We start from the raw sequence: 19941 nt of genomic DNA on the forward strand, positions 1-19941 counted from the left end.
ATCAGTCGGTCAGGCCGAGTAGCTGGCGGTCGACCAGGTCGACCAACGCGTGGATGCACTTGATCTGTGTTTCGTAGGCAATGCCCGGGCGCTCCGTGGGGATGCAGATCAGCCGATCCTGGCTATGCAGGTGGGGGGCGATCACCTCCTCGGAGCCGGCCGAGAGCAGTACCACTTGCATGTCGCGCTCGTGGGCCGCCCGCAGGGCCGGCAGGATGCCGTCGACCGCGTTGCAGCTGATCGCGAACAGGACGTCGTTCTGGGCTCCGAGTGCGCGGATGGAGCGGGCGAACGGCTCCTTGCCACCCGGGTATTCGGACAGTGCCAGCACGGGCAGGCCCGGTCGCGGGTGCTCCAGTTGCCCGGTCATCAGGCGGGCGAAATAGTGCGCCATGTCGTTACGTTCGCGCGAGCCACAAGCGAAGACACGCTGGCCATTGAGCACCGCGGTCAGAATGACGCCGGCAGATTCCAGCGCCTGGGGTGCCCCGGCCTCCAGTAGCTGGCCGATCTCGGCCAGATCATTGTCGATGCGTCGTTTCAGGCCGTCGAGGATGTCGCTCATGGGCGTCGAGTCCGTGGAGTAGTAGCTGAATGATTCATTGCATTGTGTAGGAGAAAGACGGTGCAGAGCTTGCCTAGAAGGCATCGGGCAGCCAGTCGATGTGATTGTGTGCGCCTCGCGTCGTGACTGCCACCACGTCGAAGCGACAGTAGAGCCCCTGCCACGCTGGTTGACTGGCGATCAGGCGTTCCGCCGTCTCGCGCACCTTGGCGCACTTGCGTGCCGAGAGGCTTTCGGCGGCGGATACCAGCGCCCCGTCTTCGCGAGCGCGGACCTCGACGAAGACCAGGGTGTCGCCATCTCGCAGGATCAGATCGATTTCGCCTCGCCCGGCACGCGCGTTGCGACGCAAACGTTTGAGACCGGCCCGCTCGAGGTGACGCAGGGCCAAGGTCTCGGCCTGCTGTCCGAGCCGTTGCCGGTGGGGCTGGCCGTCGGCCTTGTCATCGCGTCGTCGCGCCTCGAGATTATCGCCGTTGCGCCACCATCGTCGCAGGGCATCCATGCCGCGGCCTTTCATCAGGGGTCAGGACGTCGACGCTGGTTGGTCGTAGCCGTCGGCATTCTGACCGACTGGCGGTGTGGTCCCCGGCAGCCGCGTCGGGCTGGTAAGCGAACCGGGTAGGGTCGGACTTGGTGTGGGGTCGACGGGCTGAATCAGCCCTTGGCGGAATTGGCCCCAACGCGGCTGGCGCTCGACCAATCCGGTGGGCGTGACCGACAGCTCGCCGGTCAGCCCGTCGAGCGTCCCGCCCTGCAATAGCATCTCCATTCGTCCGGCCAGGGCCGCCGCATCCGCACCGAAGGCGAACAGGCGGGGCAGTGGGCCGGCCAGTTGAGCGCGTTCGTAGATGATGCGCAATGGATTCTCGGGACCGGCCGTGCCGGCGAGCAACAGCGGGGCGATCGGGATGATCACGCCGTTCTTGTCGGCATCGCCGCGCCGATCCGGGTTGCCGTTGTAGGCCAGGCCCAGGCCGTAGCGCGGCAGGTCGTCGGCACCGAAATAGTCGAGTTGGGGTACCACCAGGGCCAGTTCGTCGCCACTGGCGGCGAGGAAGATGGCGTCGAGGTCGCCGCGGATGATGGGTTGAAACGGCCCGTCATTGGATTTCGTGCGGACTCGCAGCAAGCTGCGCAGTTCGCTGGAGAAATCCGTCTGGCCGGAGGCGAAGCGGGCGCGATCGACCACTTCGCCGCCGAGTAGCTGGAACTCATTGGCGAATGCCTCGCGGGTGCGCTCGCCCAAGTGATGGCCGGCCGAGAAGATGGCCGCGCGCCGGTGGCCGTCGGTCCACATGCGCCGAGCGACGGCGGCGGCATCCAGTTCCGGCGACAAGGAGAAGCTGATCACGCCGCGGGGCAGGGATTCGCCGGCCGGTGGCGAATTGAGGGCGATCGCCAGCGGGCCACCGGGCGGAAGTCCAGCCAGGGCGCCCAGTTGTTCCTTGAGGAGCGGGCCGATGATCACGGCGACCCCGGCCCGCCGAGCCTGTTCGATTGCGACCTTGGCGCCGATTCGGTCGCTGCCCGAGTCAAAGAAGAGCACGTCCCGGCCTCCGAGTGCGCCGTTCTCGCGGGCGTAGTCGATGCCGGCACGGATCTCGCGGGTGATGCCCGCATAGCGGTCGCCCTCCGGCAGAAGGACCGCGACCGGGCCCGTCTTGGCCGGCGCCGTCAGTTGAACCAAGGGCTCGGTGGCACCGAGCATTTCCACCAGGCCGCTCTCGATGGCCGGGTGCTCCCGGTGGCTGGCAATCCAGCTATCGATCTGTCCGGGTTGCTGGCGGTAGGTCAATGCCAGTTCCAGCCAGCCGGCAAACTGGCGACTGCCGGTGCCTTCGGCCTCGCGCTGCAGTTGGTCGGCTGGTACCTCGGTCAGCAGGTTCCAGAGACGGGCGTGGTTCGTTTCACGTGCTTTTTCGTCGAGCCGGTCGTCAACCGCGTCGTAGTAGCGGGCGGCGGTCAGCGGGTTGCCGAGCTCCGCCTCGAGTGCGCCTAGCAGGATCAGTCGGCGTCGTTCACTGTCCGAATCCAGTGGCAGCGGAATGCGGTGAATGGTGCGCCGGGCCTGCTCGGGGTCGCCGGCACTCCATTCGCCCAGTCCGCGCGCAATGGCCGCCCGGCGTGAATTGATGGCATCCCAGCGAGCCTGGGTGTCGGCCTGCTGATAGAGTTCGCGGGCCAGTTCCAGTTGGTGGGCGTCGATCGCCGTTTCCAGCGCGTTGAGTTGCTGCTCGGCGCGGGCGGCCCCGGAGAGGGTCTGCGACAGCGCCATCCGTGCCCGGGCGAGTGCCGCGGGGTCCTGGGCGCTGATGGCCTGGTCGACCTCTGCCTGGGCGGCCTGACGCTGGCCGTCCTGCGGCGAGGGGGCCATCTGGGCGCAGCCGCCCAAGGTCATCCCCAGGGTCAGCAGGGTGGCCAACAGGGCCAGCCGCGTGGCGGGGTGTGCGAGCGGGCTTGGGCGTGTCGGCATGTGGTCCGTCTCCGGTAACGTGACCCGGATGAAATCCGGGGAGTTCGATTCTGACTTCCGGTCGAGGTGGACCACCGGGGCGGTGGTTCGTTCGAGCCGGGTCGGGGAAAACGAAAATTCGTGAGTGAGTATAACCAAATGTCCAGTTCGAATGCGGGGTCGCGGCCAGTGGCCGAAACGGGCAGTCGTTGGGTCGAGCCCGGTCATCTCTACGTGGTCGCCACGCCGATTGGCAATCTCGCCGATATCAGCGAGCGGGCCGTGTCGGTTCTCAAGGGAGTGGATTTCATTGCCTGCGAGGACACACGGCATGCGCGGGTGTTGCTCGACCACCTCGGGGTGCGCAAGGAGCTAGTTGCGCTACACGAACACAACGAGCGTGGCGCGAGCGAGGCCATCAGTCGACGGCTGGGGGAGGGCCAATCCGCGGCCCTGATCAGTGATGCGGGCACGCCGGCGATCAGCGACCCGGGCGAGGTGCTGGTTCGTGTGCTGGTCGATGCGGGGGTGCCGGTGGTGCCGGTACCCGGGGCGTCGGCGGTGATCGCGGCCCTGTCGGCCGCCGGCCTGCCGGCCCGTCCATTCTGGTTCGAGGGCTTTTTGCCGGCTCAGGGCAAGGCGCGGCGAGATCGCCTCGATTGGCTTGCCGATATCGAGGCGACCCTGGTGTTCTACGAGGCGCCCCACCGGATCATCAAGAGCGTGGCCGCAGCCGCTGAGCACTTGGGTGGGGCGCGGCCGGCCGTGCTGGCCCGCGAGGTAACCAAGCGCTTCGAACAATTTGCCCATGGTTCGCTCGACGAACTCACCGATCGGCTGGCCAGCGGCGAGATCCCGGCACGGGGCGAATTCGTATTCCTGGTGGCCCCGGCAGCCAAGCAGGCGGATCCGTCGTCGGCCGAGGCAGAGGCGCTGATCTCGGCGCTGATCGAGGAAGGTGTCGCACCCAAGACCATCGCCCGGGTGGTTTCACGGACGACCTCGCTGGCTCGGAACGCGGTCTACGCCGAGGTGCTGGCGCGGCGCAAGGAATCCTGACCGCCACGTGCCGGGCATCCGGTGGGTTTGGCCGAGGCGAGGAACCATGATTGGCACACATGCTGCATAACCCCGTGAGCATCGACGCGGCGAGTGGTTTTCGCCGCCGCGACGGTCCAAACCGATGGCCCATATTGAGGTCCATACACAGGGGTTTAACCGCATGGCCTATTACCTCACCAGCGATGAAACACTTTGCGGCCAGCCGCCGTCCGCTCTTGCCGGCGCCGTCTCTCAGCGAACGCCGTTCCTGCGCCTGTCGACCGTCGAGGCTCCCAGCGAACGAGGGCAGGCGCTGCTTGGGTCGTTGTTGCGGTGCGTGAACGTCGCCGCGGCGCTCGATACGATCCGCACGCATGTCGAGGCGCTGCTGTCGGTGACGTCAATTTCCTGGCAGGTGGATGACGAGCGTTATTGTGGCTCAGTCTGCGAGCCGTCCGAGCACACCATCCCGGTTGCCTTGACGCTCGATGATCGTCCCTTCGGTCGGCTGCGGCTGCACAGCCGCCGGCCGGTTGGAGAGGAGGAGTTGGCGCAGCTGCGCGAGATGCTGACCGTGGTCGCCTACCCGTTGCGTAATCTGCGCATGCTCGAGCACGCCCTGATCGCCGCCGAACACGACGCGCTGACCGGGCTCAAGAACCGGCGTGCCTTCGACCTGGAACTCAAGGCGGTTCATGCCCGAGTGGCGCGATATGGCGGCCAGGCAAGTCTCTTGATCCTGGACATGACACGCTTCAAGGCGATCAACGATACCTACGGCCATGACGTGGGTGACCGGGCGCTGGCCCGCGTGGCCGAGGGACTCGATCGCTGCCTGCGCGAGACCGATAGCGCCTATCGCCTCGGCGGGGACGAATTTATGGTGATCCTGCCTGAAACCCCGAATCGGGGGGCGCAGCGTCTGGGTACGCGCTTGCTCGACTGGTTCCGTGATCATCCGCTGCGGGAACCCGGCGGTGAATGGGTGCCGCTCAAGGCCCGCATCGGGATGGCCCAGTTCCAAAAGGGAGAAGACGCGGACGACTGGTTCCGCCGCACCGACCAGGCGTTGTACGGCAATGCCGAGTCGACCGGGGCGAGCCGTCCTTTGGATCGCCTGGCCTAAGCAGACGCGCCTGGCATCCGCCAAGTTCGGGCAGGGGAGTGGCAAAACACCGCCAAACACGTGAGAATCGCGGACGTTTAAGCAAGACGGGGCCCAGCAAAGGGCACACTCCGGAAAATTAACGAGGTATGGGTAATGGCCGAAGGCGACGAGGAAGCCCCGGAAAAAAAGAAGGGCGGCAACAAGCTGGTTGTGATCTTGTTGGCGGTGTTGATCGTCGTGATCCTGGCGATCGGAGCGGTGGTGACGACCCTGTTGCTCACTGGCGGCGACGACAAGCCGGCCGGCGAGGGGGACGAAACGACCGAGCAGAGCGAGGAAGTCGAGGAGCCCAAGGGCCCGCCGATCACGGTTCCGCTGGGCGATCCGATCACGGTCAACCTGAGCAAGCCCAATGACGCCAATGTGCTGCAGGTGCAGCTCGACCTGGTTACCCGCGATCCGAAGGTCGAGGAGCTGATCAAGACGCAGCGCTCGCGGGTCGTCAATGACGTGATGCTCGTGCTAAGTGACGTCGACTCGGCCGAACTGCGTACCCGTGCGGGCAAGGAGGCACTGCAGGAGACGTTGACCGACGAGATCAACCGGATCTTCGAAGATGCCAGCGATCTCGAGCAACCGATCGAGAACGTCTATTTCACCAAGCTCCTGATGCAGTGATGCGCCGGGTGATCACCCCGGGGTCGGAGACACAGGGCCAACAGGCGCGAGGCGCTTATGTCTGAAGCCGATATCCTCTCCCAGGACGAGATCGACGCGCTGTTGAACGGCGTCGACGAGGGCGACGTCGAGACCGAGCAGGGGGTCGGGGATCCCACTCAGGCCAAGTCGTACGACCTCACCACCCAGGAGCGCATCGTCCGGGGCCGACTGCCGACCCTGGAGATGCTCAACGAGCGTTTCGCGCGCAGCCTGCGCATCCGGCTGGTCTCCATGTTGCGCCGTTCGGTCGAGATCTCGATCGAGGGCGTGGAGATGAGCAAGTTCTCGGAGTACATCCACACCCTGTTCGTCCCCACCTCGATGACGCTGATGCACGTGCGTCCGCTCAAGGGCCTGGGGATGTTCATGATGGAGTCGCGGCTGGTGTTCTCGCTGGTCGATAATTTCTTCGGCGGTTTTGGCATGCACGCCAAGATCGAGGGGCGAGACTTCACGCCCACCGAGCTGCGGGTCATCAAGCGGGTGCTCGAGCAGGCGACCGAGGAAATGCAGAACGCCTGGGCGGGTATCTATCCGATCCTGTTCGAGACCGTCAGCCACGAGATGAATCCGCAGCTGGCGAACATCGTCTCGGCAACCGAGGTGGTGGTGGTGTCGAGCTTCCGCCTTGAGGTCGAGGGCGGCTCGGGCAAGTTCGACTTCGTGGTGCCCTACTCGATGATCGAGCCGATCCGCGATCTGCTCGACGGCGGCATGCAGGGCGACCGGCTGGAAGTCGACGAACGCTGGACCAAGGCGCTCAAGCGAGAGCTGGGTTTTGCCGAGGTCGAGATGACCGCGCATCTGGCCGATGTGCGCATGTCGCTCAAGGATGTCGCCAACATGGAAGTCGGCCAGGTCATTCCCTTTGAGATGCCGGAGTATTCCACGCTCGCTTCCGACGGCTTGCCGCTTTACCGCGGCAGGATGGGGGTTTTCAAAGGCAACAAGGCGATCCGCGTCGAGGAGCCGGTCCCCGAGCGGCTCGAGCGGGCCGCGCATCCCAACGAGATCCTCCGGGCGCAGATTCCCGGAGTGAACCAAAAAGGAGATAAAGACGATGGCTGAAGAATCCAATAAGTCCCCCGATGACGATTGGGCGGCGGCCATGGCCGAACAGGGCGACACGGAGGACGATCAGGGCGCTGATAACCAGGCCGAGGCGGTCGACATGGAGCAGTTCAGCGAGGGTGGTCATGCCGACGATGACGAGAACCCGTTGAACTTCGACGTCATCATGGACGTGCCGGTCAATATCTCCATGGAAATCGGCCGGACCGCGATCAACATCCGCAACCTGCTCCAGTTGAACCAGGGGTCGATCGTCGAGCTCGACCGGCTGGCCGGCGAGCCGCTGGACGTGCTGGTCAACGGCACGCTGATCGCGCGTGGCGAGGTGGTGGTGATCAACGAGAAGTTCGGTATTCGCCTGACCGACGTGATCAGTCCGGCCGAACGTCTGCGCAAGCTGCGTTGATGATGCGCTTACTCCTTTCCCTGATGCTGTTGGTCATGGCCGGTCCGCTCCGGGCGGCGGAGGCCATTGACCCGCTGGCGCCGAGCTACCTGCTCAAGCTGGTGGTCAGCCTGATCCTGGTGCTGGTGCTGATGTTTGCGCTGGTGTGGGTGGTCAAGCGGGTCGGCCGGCTGGATGGTCGGGCGGGAAATTACCCGATGCATGTGCTCACCCAGATGTCGATTGGCCCGCGCGAGCGCATCCTGCTGGTGGCGGTGGGCGATCGGCAGATGCTGGTCGGTGTGAGCCAGGGCGCGATCGAGTCGCTGGGCTGGGTCGATCCACCACTCGAGCCCCGTCGGCGCGACGGTCAGAACCCGAGCTTCGGCGAGGCCTTCCAGGAACAGCTGGCCGCCCGCTTCGGCAAGCGTGGCCAGAGTGGCAAGGGGAGCTCGAACGATGGCTAGACTGCTAGGCGGGCTTCCCCTCCTGATGCTGGCCTTCGGCCTGTTCGGCGCGAGTGCTCCCGTGTTCGCCGAGCCGGGTCTGCCGGCGGTGACCTTGACCGAAAGTGAGGACGGCGGCACGCAGTACAGCCTGACGCTGCAGATCCTCGCCCTGATGACGGTGCTCACCCTGCTGCCGTCACTGTTGCTGATGATGACCTCATTCACGCGGATCATCATCGTGCTGGCGCTGTTGCGCCAGGCACTGGGTACCGTCCAGACGCCCTCCAACCAGATCCTGCTCGGTCTGGCGCTCTTCCTGACGCTGTTCATCATGGCGCCGGTGTTTCAGACTGCCTACGACGAGGGCGTCGGCCCGTACATGGCCGAGGAGATCGGCGCCATGGAGGCGATCGACCGCGCCGCGCAGCCGTTGCGCACCTTCATGCTCAACCAGACCCGCGAGACCGATATCGCGCTCTACCAGGAGATCGGTGACTACCCGGACTTCGAGACGCCCGACGATGTGCCCCTGACGGTGCTGATGGCCGCCTTCGTCACCTCCGAACTCAAGACCGCCTTCCAGATCGGCTTCCTGATCTTCATCCCGTTCCTGATCATCGATCTGGTGGTCGCCTCGGTGCTGATGTCGATGGGCATGATGATGCTCTCGCCGATGATCGTCTCGCTGCCTTTCAAGATCATGCTGTTCGTGCTGGTTGACGGATGGGCCCTGTTGATGGGCACGCTCGCGTCAAGCTTCTACATGGGAGGCTGACCATGCAGGCAGCTCGAAAAACCTGTTGCGCCACCCGATGGCTGCGTCACGTGCGGACTCGGGACATCCATGTCCCTCGCGGGCGCAAGCGAGGCTTGCGTCCCGAATGGCATCCCGGCCATTCCGTCGCTCGCTCCTGTCGAGTCGCCGGGAGCGAATCGAGGCGCACGACGTGCGCTCGAAGAGCACAGGCCATGGATGGCCTATGTCTGCCTATCCAACTGATATGTCTCGTCGCTCGCTGGATGCGAAGCAGGCGTATGCCAGCGGCTCCTTGCACTCGGGCGGCTCACGACGATTTTTCGAGGTGCCTATGAGTCCCGATACCGTTATCGATCTCACCCGCCAGGCCCTGATGGTCATCCTCTACCTGGCCATGCCTATCCTGCTCACCGCACTCGCGGTCGGTCTGTTGATCGGCATGTTCCAGGCGGCGACCCAGATCAACGAGATGACCTTGAGCTTCATCCCGAAGATGATCGCGGTGGTGGTCGCTATCCTTCTGGCCGCACCGTGGATGTTGCAGGTGATCGTCGATTTCACCGAGCGGCTGTTTCACAACATCCCCTCGCTGATCGCCTGAGGAACGCGGTTTGGAGCTGGCGAGCGAGCAGATTCTCGGCTGGACCGCCACCTATCTGTGGGTGCTGGTGCGGGTCGGGGCAATGCTCATGGTCGCGCCAATCTTCGGCTCGCAGTCCTTGCCGATGCGTATCCGACTGCTGATCGCGCTGGCGGTGACCTTGGTGATCACGCCGATGGTGCCCGAGATCCCGCCGGTCGATCCGCTCTCGATCGCGGGGTTCACCATGATCGTCCAGCAGGTGCTGATCGGCGTGGCGATGGGCTTCATCCTTAACTTGGTGATCTCCGCCTTCGTGGTGGCCGGCGAATCGATCGCCATGAGCATGGGTCTGGGTTTCGCCCAGACGGTCGATCCGCAGAACGGCGTGAGCGTGCCGTTGATCTCGCAGTTTCTGACCATCGTGGTCACCCTGCTGATGGTGGCACTCAACGTGCCGGCGATGATCGTCAAGATGCTGGCGGACTCGTTCACCATCCTGCCGGTATCGCCCGTCGGTTTGACGGCCGAGGACTTCCGCGCGATCGCCTGGTTCGGTCAGCAGATGTACATCAACGCGGTGCTGGTCGCCTTGCCGGTGGTGACCACGCTGCTGATGGTGAACCTCGCCATGGGCGTGATCACGCGCGCCGCGCCGCAGATGAACATCTTCTCGGTGGGTTTCCCGGCCACCCTGATGATCGGCTTTTTCCTCCTGTTCCTTGCCGCCCCCCTCTGGTTCCCGAACGTGGAACAGTTCGTGCATCAGTCGTTCGTGCTGATCACGGAAATCCTGAGGTGAGTTGGTGGCGGAGAACGAGAACGGCCAGGAAAAGACCGAAGAACCCAGCGAGAAACGCCTGCGCGACGCCCGCGAGAAAGGGCAGGTCGCCCGTTCGCGTGAACTCAACTCCTTCCTGCTGACCGTCGGGTCCGCCGCGGTATTCCTGGTGTTCGGCGGCCAGATGATGCTGGGGCTGGCCGAGGTCGTGCGTGACTCGTTCATCATTTCGCGCGCCGATGTCTTCGATCAGGCGGCGATGTTCTCGCGGCTGGCCAACGCGTTTGCCAACGGTTTTCTCGCCTTCGTGCCGATCTTCTTCGCCACGGTCGTGCTGGCCGTGGTCGCCTCGATTGCCGTGGGGGGCTGGAATTTCTCCACCCAGGCGATGGCGCCGAAGTTGTCCAAGATGGATCCCATCGCGGGGCTCAAGCGGATTTTCGGCGTCAAGGCGCTGATGGAGCTGGGCAAGACCTTCGCCAAGTTCGTCTTGATTGCCGCCATCGCCGTGGCGGTGTTCTTTGCCTTCGATGCGCATTTCATGAGCCTCGGCCTGCAGCCGTTCGATGCCGCCCTGGCCCACGCCGGTTGGCTGATCGGCTGGGGCTTTCTCGCCGTCTCGTTTGGGCTGCTGCTGGTGGCGTTGGTCGATGTGCCCTTCCAGATCTGGCAACACAACAAGCAGCAGCGCATGACCTTTCAGGAGGTCAGGGACGAGCACAAGGACACCGAGGGCCGGCCCGAGATCAAGCAGCGTATCCGCCAGACCCAGATGCAGATGTCGCAGCGCCGGATGATGGAGGCGGTTCCCGAGGCCGACGTGGTGGTCACCAACCCGACCCACTACGCGGTGGCGCTCAAGTACGACGCCGAGGGCGTGGGGGCGCCGATCGTGGTGGCCAAGGGGGTCGACGAGATGGCGCTCAACCTGCGCAAGATCGCCGCATCCCACGGGGTCGAGATATTCGAGGCCCCGCCATTGGCACGGGCCTTGTATACGCATGTCGAGATCGACGAGGTGATCCCCGCCGCGCTCTACACCGCGGTGGCCCAGGTGCTGGCCTACGTCTACCAGCTCAAGGAGGCCGCTCGCGGCACCGGACAGACGCCGGGGCGTCCGGATCCCGAGGTGCCTGACGGCTTCGACGTGCCGGCAACCGACTGACGACCCGCTCGATCGATGAATCCCAACGCAACCGCAGCCAAGAAGAACGCGTCCAGATGAAACCCAGCCCGAACAATTTCAGCTTCGCCCGCCTGGGCAACACCCTGCGTCAGTATCGCGGGCAGGGGATCGGGCCGCCGGTCATGATCATCATGCTGCTGGCGATGGTGATCGTGCCGCTGCCGCCGCTGGGTCTGGACGCCCTGTTCACTTTCAACATCACGTTGTCGCTGATCATCCTGATGGTGGTGCTCTACGTGGGCAAGCCGCTGGATTTCGCCATCTTCCCGACCGTCATCCTGATCGCGACCCTGCTGCGACTGGCGCTCAATGTCGCCTCCACCCGCGTGGTGCTGCTCAACGGTCACGAGGGGCCGGGCGCGGCCGGCAGCGTGATCGAGGCGTTCGGCAACTTCGTCATCGGCGGCAACTACGCCGTCGGCCTGGTGGTGTTCATCATTTTGATGGTGATCAACTTCGTGGTGATCACGAAAGGCGCCGGGCGGGTGTCCGAGGTATCCGCACGCTTTACGCTCGATTCGCTGCCCGGCAAGCAGATGGCGATCGACGCCGACCTCAACGCGGGCATTCTCAACCAGGAACAGGCGCGGGATCGGCGCGAGGAAATTGCCTCGGAGGCCGATTTCTACGGCTCGATGGATGGTGCCTCGAAGTTCGTGCGCGGCGATGCCATCGCCGGCATCCTGATCGTGTTCATCAACGTGATCGGCGGATTGCTGATCGGTGTCGCACAGCACGGCATGCCGTTCGGCAACGCCGCCGAGACCTACGTCCTGCTGACCATCGGTGACGGGCTGGTCGCCACTATCCCTTCCCTGCTGATCTCGACTGCCACGGCGATTATCGTCACGCGGGTCACCGCCTCGAAGGAGGACATGGGTCAGCAGGTTCAGAGACAGATGTTCTCCGATCCCCGGGTGCTGGGTGTGGCCGCGGGCCTGATGGCCGGCCTTGGCCTGGTGCCGGGGATGCCCAACGTCGCCTTCCTCGGCCTGGCCGCCTTGGCCGGTGGTGGCGCCTGGCTGGTGTCGCGTCGCCAGGCGACCGAGGCCGCTGAGAAGGCAGTGGCCGAGGCCGCCCCGGCGGAGGCCAAACCTGAGGTCAAGGAGCTGACCTGGGACGATGTGCCGCCGGTGGACCTGATTGGCCTGGAGGTGGGCTACGGCCTGATCCCACTGGTCGACCGTAACCAGGGTGGCCAGCTGATGCCGCGCATCAAGGGTGTGCGCAAGAAGCTGTCGCAGGACCTGGGCTTCCTGATCTCGACCGTTCACATCCGTGACAACCTCGATCTCAAGCCCAACGAGTACCGCATCAGCCTCAACGGCGTGCCGATCGGCACCGCCGAGATCTTCCCCGACCGCGATATGGCGATCAATCCGGGCCAGGTCTCCGGCGACATCAAGGGTATCCAGACCACCGACCCGGCCTTCGGCCTGAAGGCCTACTGGATCGACCGCGGCCAGAAGGAGGAGGCGCAGGCGCTGGGCTATACCGTGGTCGATCCGGCCACCGTGGTGGCGACCCACCTGTCGCAGATCCTCGGCGACAACGCCGCCGACCTGTTCGGCTACGAGCAGGCGCAGCAGTTGCTCGACACGCTCAAGCAGAACTCGCCCAAGTTGGTTGAGGATCTGGTGCCCAAGACCCTGCCGATGACGACCATTGTCGAGGTGCTCGGGCAGCTGCTTTCCGAGCGGATTCCGATCCGCGATATCCGCACGATTGCCGAAACCTTGACGATCCAGGGGCAGCGCACCCAGGACGTCGGGGAATTGACGGAGAGCGTGCGCATGGCGCTGGGCCGGATGATCGTCCAACACATCAATGGCTTGGCGCCGATCGTGCCGGTGATCACGCTGGATCCACAGTTGGAACAGCTCTTGCTTAATAGTACCCAGCGCGGGAATCAGGCCCCCGGAATCGAGCCCGGCCTGGCCGAGCGGCTGCACAAGTCGCTCAAGGATGCGGCCGAGCGTCAGGAGCAGAGTGGCAATCCGGCCATTCTCCTGGTGGCTCCACAGATTCGCAGCTGGCTCTCGCGCATGGTCCGGCATTCGATCCCGACGCTCAGCGTGCTGAGCTATCACGAGATACCGGACAACAAGGAAATACGCGTGGTGGCGAGCGTCGGCAACCAGAACGATGGCTGACAACTCGACCGCACAACCCAACCGCTAAGGGTCTGGTGGATACATGAAAATCAAGCGAATCATCGCCAGTGACATGCGTGAGGCCATGCGCCAGGTGCGGCGCGTGTTCGGTGACGAGGCGGTCATCCTCTCCAACAAGCCGGTCTCCGGCGGGGTGGAGGTGATTGCCGCGATGGACTTCGACGAGAAGGCGATCCAGCTGGCAGCCGCCCAGCAGTCGGCCAGCCGGATTGCCGGGGCCTCGGAGCGGCCAGCGGTCAAGGCCGAGCGCGCCGCGCCGGAACAAGCGCCGCGTCCGGCGCAGCCGACTGCGGCCGAGTCCGAGCGGGACGAGGCCGGCGATACCGCGCCCAAGACCACCGCCGAGATGCTTGCCGAGCGTAGCCGGCGAGCGGAATCGGCTGGTTCGACCGCGTCGGCCGGCGCCGGCAATGCTGCCTCGTCCCCGGGCGAGACCGACGACGACCGCGCCGCGTTCTCCGAGGCGCTGGCCGCCTGGAGCGAGCAGCAGGCCGGCGCGTCCGCCGAGTCCGTTGCGACAGAGGTTGCCGATGAGCCGGTTGCCCGCTCGAGCAAACGAACCCCGTCCCACTGGGACTGGCTGGTCGAGGATCAGGGTGCGGCCGAGGGCCAGCTGTCGACGCTGACCGAGGAGGTGGCGCAGTTGCGAGACCTGTTCGAACGGCAACTGTCGGTAATGGAGTGGCATCGTTTCAGCCAGGCGCACCCCGCCGAGGTCTCGACCGTCCAGCGGCTGCAGGATATCGGGCTGCCGACCGGGCTGGCACGTGATCTTGGTCGTGCCGCGGCCCAGGCCAAGCCCGACCGCGCCTTCGTCGAGGCACTCAAGATGCTGGGCGAGCAGCTCGAGCATCGTGCCGAGGACCCGGTCGAAGCCGGTGGCGTCTATGCCTTCGTCGGCCCGACCGGCGTGGGCAAGACCACCACGCTGGCCAAGCTGGCCGCCCGCGCGGTGCTGCACCGTGGGCGCGACTCGGTGGCGCTGATCAGCACCGATCGCTTTCGCATCGGCGCCCAGGAGCAGTTGCGCAACTACGCGCGTATCCTTAATGTGCCGCTGCATATCGCGCGTGACGAAACGCATCTGGCGCAATTGCTCGAGGCCGTGTCCGATCGGCACCTGGTGCTGATTGACACCTCCGGGATGTCGCAGCGCGACTTTCGTATGATGCAGAAACTCGAGGCCCTGATGGGCGCGGGCGAGGCGGTCAAGCTGCTGCTGGTGCTCTCGGCCAATGCCCAGTACCCGGCACTCGAGGACGTCAAGAAACGCTTCGCCGGGCTGCCTTTGCACGGCACGGTGCTGACCAAACTCGATGAGACCGTCCTGCTCGGCGGCGGCTTGGCTGCCCTGGTGCGCCCGCTGGCCGGTGTCGACGGCGAGCCGCGTCGTCTGCCGCTGGTTTGCGCGGGTGTTGGGCAGCGCGTCCCGGAAGACCTCTGGTTCCCGAAGGCGGCCGATCTGATCAAGCAGGCCCTGGAAATGGGCCAGTCACAACTCGAACACACCGACCGGGATGATCCGCTGTGGATGCTCAATCAAGCCGGATGACAACCCAGCCCGCCATTAGCGGCCACGACCAGGCCGACGGGGCGCGCCACGCCAATGCCAATCGCCCGGTGCGGGTGATCGCCGTGACCAGCGGCAAGGGTGGCGTGGGCAAGACCAATGTCTCGGTCAATCTGTCCGTGGCACTCGCGCGCAGCGGCGAGCGGGTGGTGCTGATGGATGCCGACCTGGGACTCGGGAACGTCGACGTTCTGCTTGGTCTACAGTCGCGGGGCAATTTGTCCCATGTGCTTGCCGGCAAGGCGACCCTCGACGAAATCATGCTCGAAGGCCCCGAGGGCATCGGCATCCTGCCGGCGGCCAGCGGGGTGGCCAGCATGGCCGGCCTGACGGCCGCCGAGAACGCCGGGCTGATCTCGGCCTTCTCCGGCCTGCGCTGGCCGGTCGACACCCTGGTGGTCGACTCGGCCGCGGGCATCGCCGACTCGGTGGTGCGCTTCGCCGAGGCCGCCAGCGAGGTCGTGGTGGTGGTCTGTGACGAGCCGGCCTCGATCACCGATGCCTACGCAGTCATCAAGGTGCTCTCGCGCGAACATGACGTGACCCGCTTCCACGTGGTGGCCAACATGGTGCGTGATGCCGCCGAAGGGCGACGTCTGTTCGAGAAGCTTTCGGTGGCCGCCAAGCGATTCCTCGACGTGACGCTCACCCACATGGGGTCGGTGCCGTTCGACGATTACCTGCGTCGGGCCGTGCAGCGTCAGAAGACCGTCGTTCAGCTTTACGGCGGTGCCAAGTCGACCCAGGCATTCACGGCGATGGCGGACAAGGTCAACCAGTGGCCGGTGCCACGCGGGCCGAAGGGGCAGTTGCAGTTTTTCGTCGAGCGACTGGTGAACAACGCCGAGCTGGACCCCGAGAACCTGTTATGAATGCACGCGCCATGTATCAGAACGTTCAGGCCGGATCGACCGAGGCCCTGGTGGCCAAGCACGCTGATCTGGTCAAGCGGGTGGCCTTTCACCTGCTCGGGCGTCTGCCCTCCCACGTCCAGGCCGAGGATCTGATTCAGGCGGGCATGGTCGGGCTGCTCGATGCCGCCCGCCTGTTCGATGGCGACAAGGGCGCTTCGTTCGAGACCTACGCCGGCTTGCGCATTCGCGGCGCGATGCTCGACGAGGTGCGCCGCAACGACTGGGCACCGCGCTCGGTCTACCGTCGCCAGCGGGAAATCGCGCAGACGGTAGCCGCCATCGAGTCCGACACCGGTCGCGAGGCCCGAGATGCCGAGGTCTGTGAGCGCATGGGCATCACCCTCGACGAATACCACGCCGCCATCAGCGATTCCTCCTCGGTGCACGTGGGCTCGCTGGATCACGGTGGCGAGGGGGAAAACGAGACCTTCGACATCGCCGATCTCAACAGCCAGCAACCCGACGAGGCACTGGCCGAGGGGCATTTTCAGCGCGACCTGGCCGGTTGCATCGATGAACTACCCGAGCGGGAAAGACTGGTGATGTCCCTGTACTATGTCGAGGAACTCAATCAGAAAGAGATCGGCGCGGTGCTCGGCGTGAGTGAATCGCGCGTCTGCCAGATTCACAACAAGGCGATCATGCGGCTCAAGACCGCGATGAACGCCTGGAAATAGCAGGTCGGGTGCGGAAAGGGCTCAATCTTTTCCGGTTGGCGCCGATAGAACCTCATACCCACGTTCGAACAAGGCAATCTGCCTGGTACTGACACACGATCCCAGGGGCGAAAATGGACCGAAACATGAAGATCCTCGTGGTTGACGACTTCTCCACGATGCGTCGGATCATCAAGAACCTCCTCAAGGAGCTTGGCTTCACGAACCTCGAGGAGGCCGACGATGGCCAGACGGCATTGCCACTGCTCAAGCAGGGCAATTTCGATTTCCTCGTGACCGACTGGAACATGCCGGGAATGACCGGCATCGACCTGTTGCGGGCGGTCCGTGCCGACCCGGAGCTCGTCAGTCTGCCGGTGCTCATGGTGACCGCCGAGGCCAAGCGCGAGCAGATCGTGCTCGCCGCCCAGGAGGGCGTGAACGGCTACATCGTCAAGCCGTTCAACGGGGCCACGCTCAAGGCCAAGATCGACAAGATCTTCGAACGCGTCGAATCATAGGGGCGCGGAATGACTCAAGCACGAGAGCATGAATTTCAGCCGGTGGTCGGCCGTGAGAAGCGATTGGCCGACGCCCGCGCCTTGGTCGAGGCGATCGAGAACGAGGACACGCCGGCAGAGGCCCAGCTGATCGGTGAGCTCACCGCCGCCTACTCGGGCAACATCTTCGACGAGGTCGGTCGGATGACGCGCGAGGTCCACGACACCCTCAAGAGCTTTGCCGAGGACGAACGGCTCGGGGTGCTGGCCGAGGACGAGATGCCGGACGCGCGGGACCGCCTGCGCTACGTGATCACCCTGACCGAACAGGCCGCGACCCGCACCTTGTCGATCACCGAGGACGCCACGCCTACGGCCGAGCAGATCGTCGATCGCTCGCAGCGTCTCAAGGACGAACTGGCTAAAGTCGCCGCCAGCGAAGCCGATAACGCTCGCCTGGGGGGAGTGGTCGAGTCGATGTCCCGCTACCTGGACTCGGCCACGACCTGTGGCGAGCGACTCAAGGGTCAGCTCACCGAGATCATGATGGCCCAGGAGTTCCAGGATCTGTCCGGTCAGCTCCTGATGCGGGTGATCGACCTGCTCGAGCAGCTTGAGGAAAAGTTGGTCGGGCTGTTGCAGATTACCGCCCCGGTTCGTGGCGCCAAGGCAGAAGACGGCAAGTCGGCCCCGGCCGAGCGTGCCGAGGATGGCGTCGGGCCGCAACTGCCCAGCGCCGGCGACAACGTGGTCAAGAACCAGGACGACGTCGACGATCTACTCGCCAGCCTGGGTTTCTGACCCGGTCGGTCGAGGGAAATGCCCCGCCTAGCGGGCCGGGCAGGAACGTGGCGCTCCGCGCTGGGGCGTCACAGAGCGAATGAGAGGCAAGCATGGCATTCGAAGCCGACAACGAGCTGTTGCAGGATTTCCTGATTGAGGCCGGTGAACTGCTCAACGGGCTCGATCAACAGCTGATCGAGCTGGAGCAATCGCCCGATGACGCGGACCGGCTCAACTCGGTGTTCCGCGCCTTCCATACGATCAAGGGCGGGGCCGGCTTCCTCGAGGTCCATCCATTGGTGGAAGTCTGTCACCGCGCCGAGGACATCTTCAACCTGCTGCGCAATCACGAAATCACCATGAACAGCCGGATCATGGACGTGATGCTGCAGGTAATCGACCTGCTCAATCGCATGTTCGACTCCCTGCGCGGCGGTCAGTATCCGGAGGCCGTCTCGAAAGCATTTCTCAAAGAGATTGAAGCACTGGGGCATCAGGACGTAGCGGCACCGACTCCCACCACACCTGCCGAGCCGGCCCCGAGTGACGACGCCCCGGCCGACGAGCCGATGGCAGTGGCCGATGAGGACGACGCCTTTGACCGCATGCTGGCCGACCTGGACGCGGCCGAATCCGAGGCACCGGCGGCTAGCAGTGACGCAGGTGAGGACCTGATCAGCGACGATGAGTTCGAGAGCCTGCTCGATGAGCTTCACGGTAAGGGCCAGTTTCAGGCCCCGGCGGCAGAAGCGGATGCGGCCGTCTCCGAGAAGGCGGCTGGCGCCGCGGATTCCGACGAGATCACCGACGAGGAGTTCGAGGCGGTGCTCGACGAGCTTTACGGCAAGGGCAAGGGGCCGACGGTGACTGCGCCTGAAGCGGACGAAAAGCCGGCTGAACCCGCCGCTCCCGCTTCGAAGCCGGCGCCGCCCCAATCGGCCGCCAAGCCCGCCACTGTGCCGGCCAAGCCCGATGCCAAGCCCCAGAGTGACTCCCAGGGCAATACAACGCCGGGCAACCCCAAGGCGGCAGAAGCCCACAAGGCGCCGGTGGAAACCACCGTGCGTGTGGATACCGAGCGACTCGACAGCATCATGAACCTGGTGGGGGAGTTGGTGTTGGTGCGCAACCGCATGAACACCCTCAAGACGACCTTCGAGAACGAGGAGATTTCCTCGGTAATCGCCACGCTCGACATGGTGACCTCCGACCTGCAAGGGGCGGTGATGAAGACCCGCATGCAGCCGGTCAAGAAGGTCTTCGGTCGCTTCCCACGGGTGGTGCGGGATACTGCGCGCACCTTGGGCAAGGAGGTCAACCTGGAGCTCGAGGGCGAGGACACCGATCTCGACAAGAACCTGGTCGAGGCGCTGGCCGATCCCCTGATTCACCTGGTGCGCAATGCCGTCGACCACGGCATCGAGATGCCGGACGACCGCGAGGCCAATGGTAAGGATCGCGCCGGCACCGTGTTGCTGTCAGCGGCGCAGGAAGGCGATCACATTCGCCTGTCCATCCAGGACGACGGTGCGGGGATGGATGCCGAGGTGTTGCGTCGCAAGGGCGTTGAGAAAGGGATCGTCGATGCCGAGACCGCCGAGCGCCTCACCGACCAGGAATGCTTCGAGCTGATACTGCATCCGGGGTTTTCCACCAAGGAGCAGATCTCGGATATCTCCGGCCGCGGTGTGGGCATGGACGTGGTCAAGACCGCGATCACCAAGCTCTCGGGCACCATCAGTATCGATTCGGCGCAGGGCGAAGGCACGCAGATCAACATCAAGGTGCCGCTGACGCTGGCCATCCTGCCGACGCTGATGGTGATCGTCTCCGGTCGCAAGTACGCCATTCCGCTGTCGGTGGTCAACGAGATCTTCGAGATGGCCGACAAGGAAGTGAACGTGGTCGACGGTCAATCGACCATCACCGTTCGGGATCGCGCCGTGCCGCTGTTCCGCATGACCGAGTGGCTGGCCTTGCGTGGCGAGACACCGGGTACGCGCTGCGAGACCGACCAGGTGGTCATGGTCCAGCACGGCGCGCAACTGATGGCCCTGGTGGTCGACTCGGTGATCGGTCAGGAAGAAGTCGTAATCAAGCCGCTGGGCGAGCTGCTGCGCGTGGTCGACGGTTTTGCCGGTGCGACCATCACGGGTGACGGGCACATCGCCCTGATCCTCGACCTGCCCGGCATGGTGCGACGCAACACGGGACGCGGGCGTCAACGCCTGCGCTCGGTGGCCTGA

20 protein-coding genes are annotated in these 19941 nt (G+C 64.8%); 17 read left to right on the forward strand and 3 right to left on the reverse strand.

The window, feature by feature from the left end; all coding sequences use genetic code 11:
• Nucleotide 1: 1 nt before the first annotated feature.
• The 3 genes from ABGV18_RS01110 to ABGV18_RS01120 form a co-directional block, all read right to left on the reverse strand.
• A complete protein-coding gene (locus ABGV18_RS01110) occupies nucleotides 2-565 on the reverse strand; it encodes a hypothetical protein (protein ID WP_396582137.1) in 564 nt (187 codons plus the stop codon).
• A gap of 73 nt (nucleotides 566-638) precedes the next feature.
• Nucleotides 639-1085: a YraN family protein gene (locus tag ABGV18_RS01115; protein ID WP_396582138.1), complete on the reverse strand. Its 447-nt coding sequence runs from the start codon at nucleotides 1083-1085 to the stop codon at nucleotides 639-641.
• Nucleotides 1086-1091: 6 nt separating this feature from the next.
• Complete coding sequence (locus ABGV18_RS01120; RefSeq protein WP_396584451.1) at nucleotides 1092-3041, reverse strand: penicillin-binding protein activator; 1950 nt, start codon at nucleotides 3039-3041, stop codon at nucleotides 1092-1094.
• A 138-nt stretch (nucleotides 3042-3179) separates the two neighbouring features.
• On the opposite strand from ABGV18_RS01120, the gene rsmI reads away from it, so the two are divergent.
• From rsmI to ABGV18_RS01205, 17 genes are all read left to right on the forward strand, one after another.
• Complete coding sequence (gene rsmI, locus ABGV18_RS01125) at nucleotides 3180-4079, forward strand: 16S rRNA (cytidine(1402)-2'-O)-methyltransferase (RefSeq protein WP_396584452.1); 900 nt, start codon at nucleotides 3180-3182, stop codon at nucleotides 4077-4079.
• A gap of 163 nt (nucleotides 4080-4242) precedes the next feature.
• Nucleotides 4243-5187: a GGDEF domain-containing protein gene (locus tag ABGV18_RS01130; protein WP_396582142.1), complete on the forward strand. Its 945-nt coding sequence runs from the start codon at nucleotides 4243-4245 to the stop codon at nucleotides 5185-5187.
• 135 nt (nucleotides 5188-5322) lie between these two features.
• A complete protein-coding gene (locus tag ABGV18_RS01135) occupies nucleotides 5323-5847 on the forward strand; it encodes a flagellar basal body-associated FliL family protein (protein ID WP_396582143.1) in 525 nt (174 codons plus the stop codon).
• Nucleotides 5848-5904: 57 nt separating this feature from the next.
• Nucleotides 5905-6957, forward strand: coding sequence for a flagellar motor switch protein FliM (gene fliM / locus ABGV18_RS01140; protein WP_396582144.1), 1053 nt, complete (start codon nucleotides 5905-5907; stop codon nucleotides 6955-6957).
• Nucleotides 6950-7366, forward strand: coding sequence for a flagellar motor switch protein FliN (gene fliN, locus ABGV18_RS01145; RefSeq protein WP_396582146.1), 417 nt, complete (start codon nucleotides 6950-6952; stop codon nucleotides 7364-7366). The genes fliM and fliN overlap by 8 nt, the downstream gene beginning before the upstream one ends.
• Complete coding sequence (fliO, locus tag ABGV18_RS01150; protein ID WP_396582148.1) at nucleotides 7366-7812, forward strand: flagellar biosynthetic protein FliO; 447 nt, start codon at nucleotides 7366-7368, stop codon at nucleotides 7810-7812. Before fliN ends, fliO begins: the two co-directional genes overlap by 1 nt.
• The gene (gene fliP / locus ABGV18_RS01155) at nucleotides 7805-8569 is read left to right on the forward strand and encodes a flagellar type III secretion system pore protein FliP (protein WP_396582149.1); all 765 of its coding nucleotides are present in this window, start codon (nucleotides 7805-7807) and stop codon (nucleotides 8567-8569) included. Before fliO ends, fliP begins: the two co-directional genes overlap by 8 nt.
• A 313-nt stretch (nucleotides 8570-8882) precedes the next feature.
• On the forward strand, nucleotides 8883-9152 hold the full coding sequence (gene fliQ / locus ABGV18_RS01160; protein WP_396582150.1) for a flagellar biosynthesis protein FliQ: 270 nt from the start codon (nucleotides 8883-8885) through the stop codon (nucleotides 9150-9152).
• A 10-nt stretch (nucleotides 9153-9162) separates the two neighbouring features.
• Nucleotides 9163-9933, forward strand: a complete 771-nt coding sequence (gene fliR, locus ABGV18_RS01165; RefSeq protein ID WP_396584453.1) for a flagellar biosynthetic protein FliR — start codon at nucleotides 9163-9165, stop codon at nucleotides 9931-9933.
• Nucleotides 9934-9937: 4 nt separating this feature from the next.
• Nucleotides 9938-11077: a flagellar biosynthesis protein FlhB gene (flhB, locus tag ABGV18_RS01170; protein WP_396584454.1), complete on the forward strand. Its 1140-nt coding sequence runs from the start codon at nucleotides 9938-9940 to the stop codon at nucleotides 11075-11077.
• A gap of 143 nt (nucleotides 11078-11220) precedes the next feature.
• Entirely contained in the window at nucleotides 11221-13251 is a 2031-nt protein-coding gene (flhA, locus tag ABGV18_RS01175; protein WP_396584576.1) for a flagellar biosynthesis protein FlhA, read from the forward strand.
• 43 nt (nucleotides 13252-13294) lie between these two features.
• Nucleotides 13295-14824, forward strand: a complete 1530-nt coding sequence (gene flhF, locus ABGV18_RS01180; RefSeq protein ID WP_396584455.1) for a flagellar biosynthesis protein FlhF — start codon at nucleotides 13295-13297, stop codon at nucleotides 14822-14824.
• Entirely contained in the window at nucleotides 14821-15714 is an 894-nt protein-coding gene (locus ABGV18_RS01185) for a P-loop NTPase (RefSeq protein ID WP_396584456.1), read from the forward strand. Before flhF ends, ABGV18_RS01185 begins: the two co-directional genes overlap by 4 nt.
• Nucleotides 15711-16433, forward strand: a complete 723-nt coding sequence (locus ABGV18_RS01190; RefSeq protein ID WP_396584457.1) for an RNA polymerase sigma factor FliA — start codon at nucleotides 15711-15713, stop codon at nucleotides 16431-16433. The genes ABGV18_RS01185 and ABGV18_RS01190 overlap by 4 nt, the downstream gene beginning before the upstream one ends.
• 113 nt (nucleotides 16434-16546) lie before the next feature.
• Nucleotides 16547-16933, forward strand: a complete 387-nt coding sequence (locus tag ABGV18_RS01195; RefSeq protein ID WP_396582157.1) for a chemotaxis response regulator CheY — start codon at nucleotides 16547-16549, stop codon at nucleotides 16931-16933.
• A 9-nt stretch (nucleotides 16934-16942) separates the two neighbouring features.
• Nucleotides 16943-17713, forward strand: a complete 771-nt coding sequence (locus ABGV18_RS01200) for a protein phosphatase CheZ (protein ID WP_396582158.1) — start codon at nucleotides 16943-16945, stop codon at nucleotides 17711-17713.
• 92 nt (nucleotides 17714-17805) lie between these two features.
• Complete coding sequence (locus ABGV18_RS01205) at nucleotides 17806-19941, forward strand: chemotaxis protein CheA (RefSeq protein WP_396582159.1); 2136 nt, start codon at nucleotides 17806-17808, stop codon at nucleotides 19939-19941.

The organism is Guyparkeria halopsychrophila (assembly GCF_044582135.1).
In the GTDB taxonomy this organism is placed as follows: domain Bacteria; phylum Pseudomonadota; class Gammaproteobacteria; order Halothiobacillales; family Halothiobacillaceae; genus Guyparkeria.

Excerpts from the sequence above, each read along its gene's own strand:
- fliN (WP_396582146.1), top strand. The coding sequence starts at position 6,950 with ATGGCTGAAGAATCCAATAAGTCCCCCGATGACGATTGGGCGGCGGCC.
- fliP (WP_396582149.1), top strand. The coding sequence starts at position 7,805 with ATGGCTAGACTGCTAGGCGGGCTTCCCCTCCTGATGCTGGCCTTCGGC.
- ABGV18_RS01120 (WP_396584451.1), bottom strand. The coding sequence starts at position 3,041 with ATGCCGACACGCCCAAGCCCGCTCGCACACCCCGCCACGCGGCTGGCC.
- ABGV18_RS01135 (WP_396582143.1), top strand. The coding sequence starts at position 5,323 with ATGGCCGAAGGCGACGAGGAAGCCCCGGAAAAAAAGAAGGGCGGCAAC.
- rsmI (WP_396584452.1), top strand. The coding sequence starts at position 3,180 with ATGTCCAGTTCGAATGCGGGGTCGCGGCCAGTGGCCGAAACGGGCAGT.
- fliM (WP_396582144.1), top strand. The coding sequence starts at position 5,905 with ATGTCTGAAGCCGATATCCTCTCCCAGGACGAGATCGACGCGCTGTTG.
- fliO (WP_396582148.1), top strand. The coding sequence starts at position 7,366 with ATGATGCGCTTACTCCTTTCCCTGATGCTGTTGGTCATGGCCGGTCCG.
- flhA (WP_396584576.1), top strand. The coding sequence starts at position 11,221 with ATGATCATCATGCTGCTGGCGATGGTGATCGTGCCGCTGCCGCCGCTG.
- ABGV18_RS01115 (WP_396582138.1), bottom strand. The coding sequence starts at position 1,085 with ATGAAAGGCCGCGGCATGGATGCCCTGCGACGATGGTGGCGCAACGGC.
- flhF (WP_396584455.1), top strand. The coding sequence starts at position 13,295 with ATGAAAATCAAGCGAATCATCGCCAGTGACATGCGTGAGGCCATGCGC.
- ABGV18_RS01205 (WP_396582159.1), top strand. The coding sequence starts at position 17,806 with ATGGCATTCGAAGCCGACAACGAGCTGTTGCAGGATTTCCTGATTGAG.
- ABGV18_RS01190 (WP_396584457.1), top strand. The coding sequence starts at position 15,711 with ATGAATGCACGCGCCATGTATCAGAACGTTCAGGCCGGATCGACCGAG.
- ABGV18_RS01200 (WP_396582158.1), top strand. The coding sequence starts at position 16,943 with ATGACTCAAGCACGAGAGCATGAATTTCAGCCGGTGGTCGGCCGTGAG.
- ABGV18_RS01195 (WP_396582157.1), top strand. The coding sequence starts at position 16,547 with ATGGACCGAAACATGAAGATCCTCGTGGTTGACGACTTCTCCACGATG.
- ABGV18_RS01185 (WP_396584456.1), top strand. The coding sequence starts at position 14,821 with ATGACAACCCAGCCCGCCATTAGCGGCCACGACCAGGCCGACGGGGCG.
- ABGV18_RS01130 (WP_396582142.1), top strand. The coding sequence starts at position 4,243 with ATGGCCTATTACCTCACCAGCGATGAAACACTTTGCGGCCAGCCGCCG.
- ABGV18_RS01110 (WP_396582137.1), bottom strand. The coding sequence starts at position 565 with ATGAGCGACATCCTCGACGGCCTGAAACGACGCATCGACAATGATCTG.
- fliQ (WP_396582150.1), top strand. The coding sequence starts at position 8,883 with ATGAGTCCCGATACCGTTATCGATCTCACCCGCCAGGCCCTGATGGTC.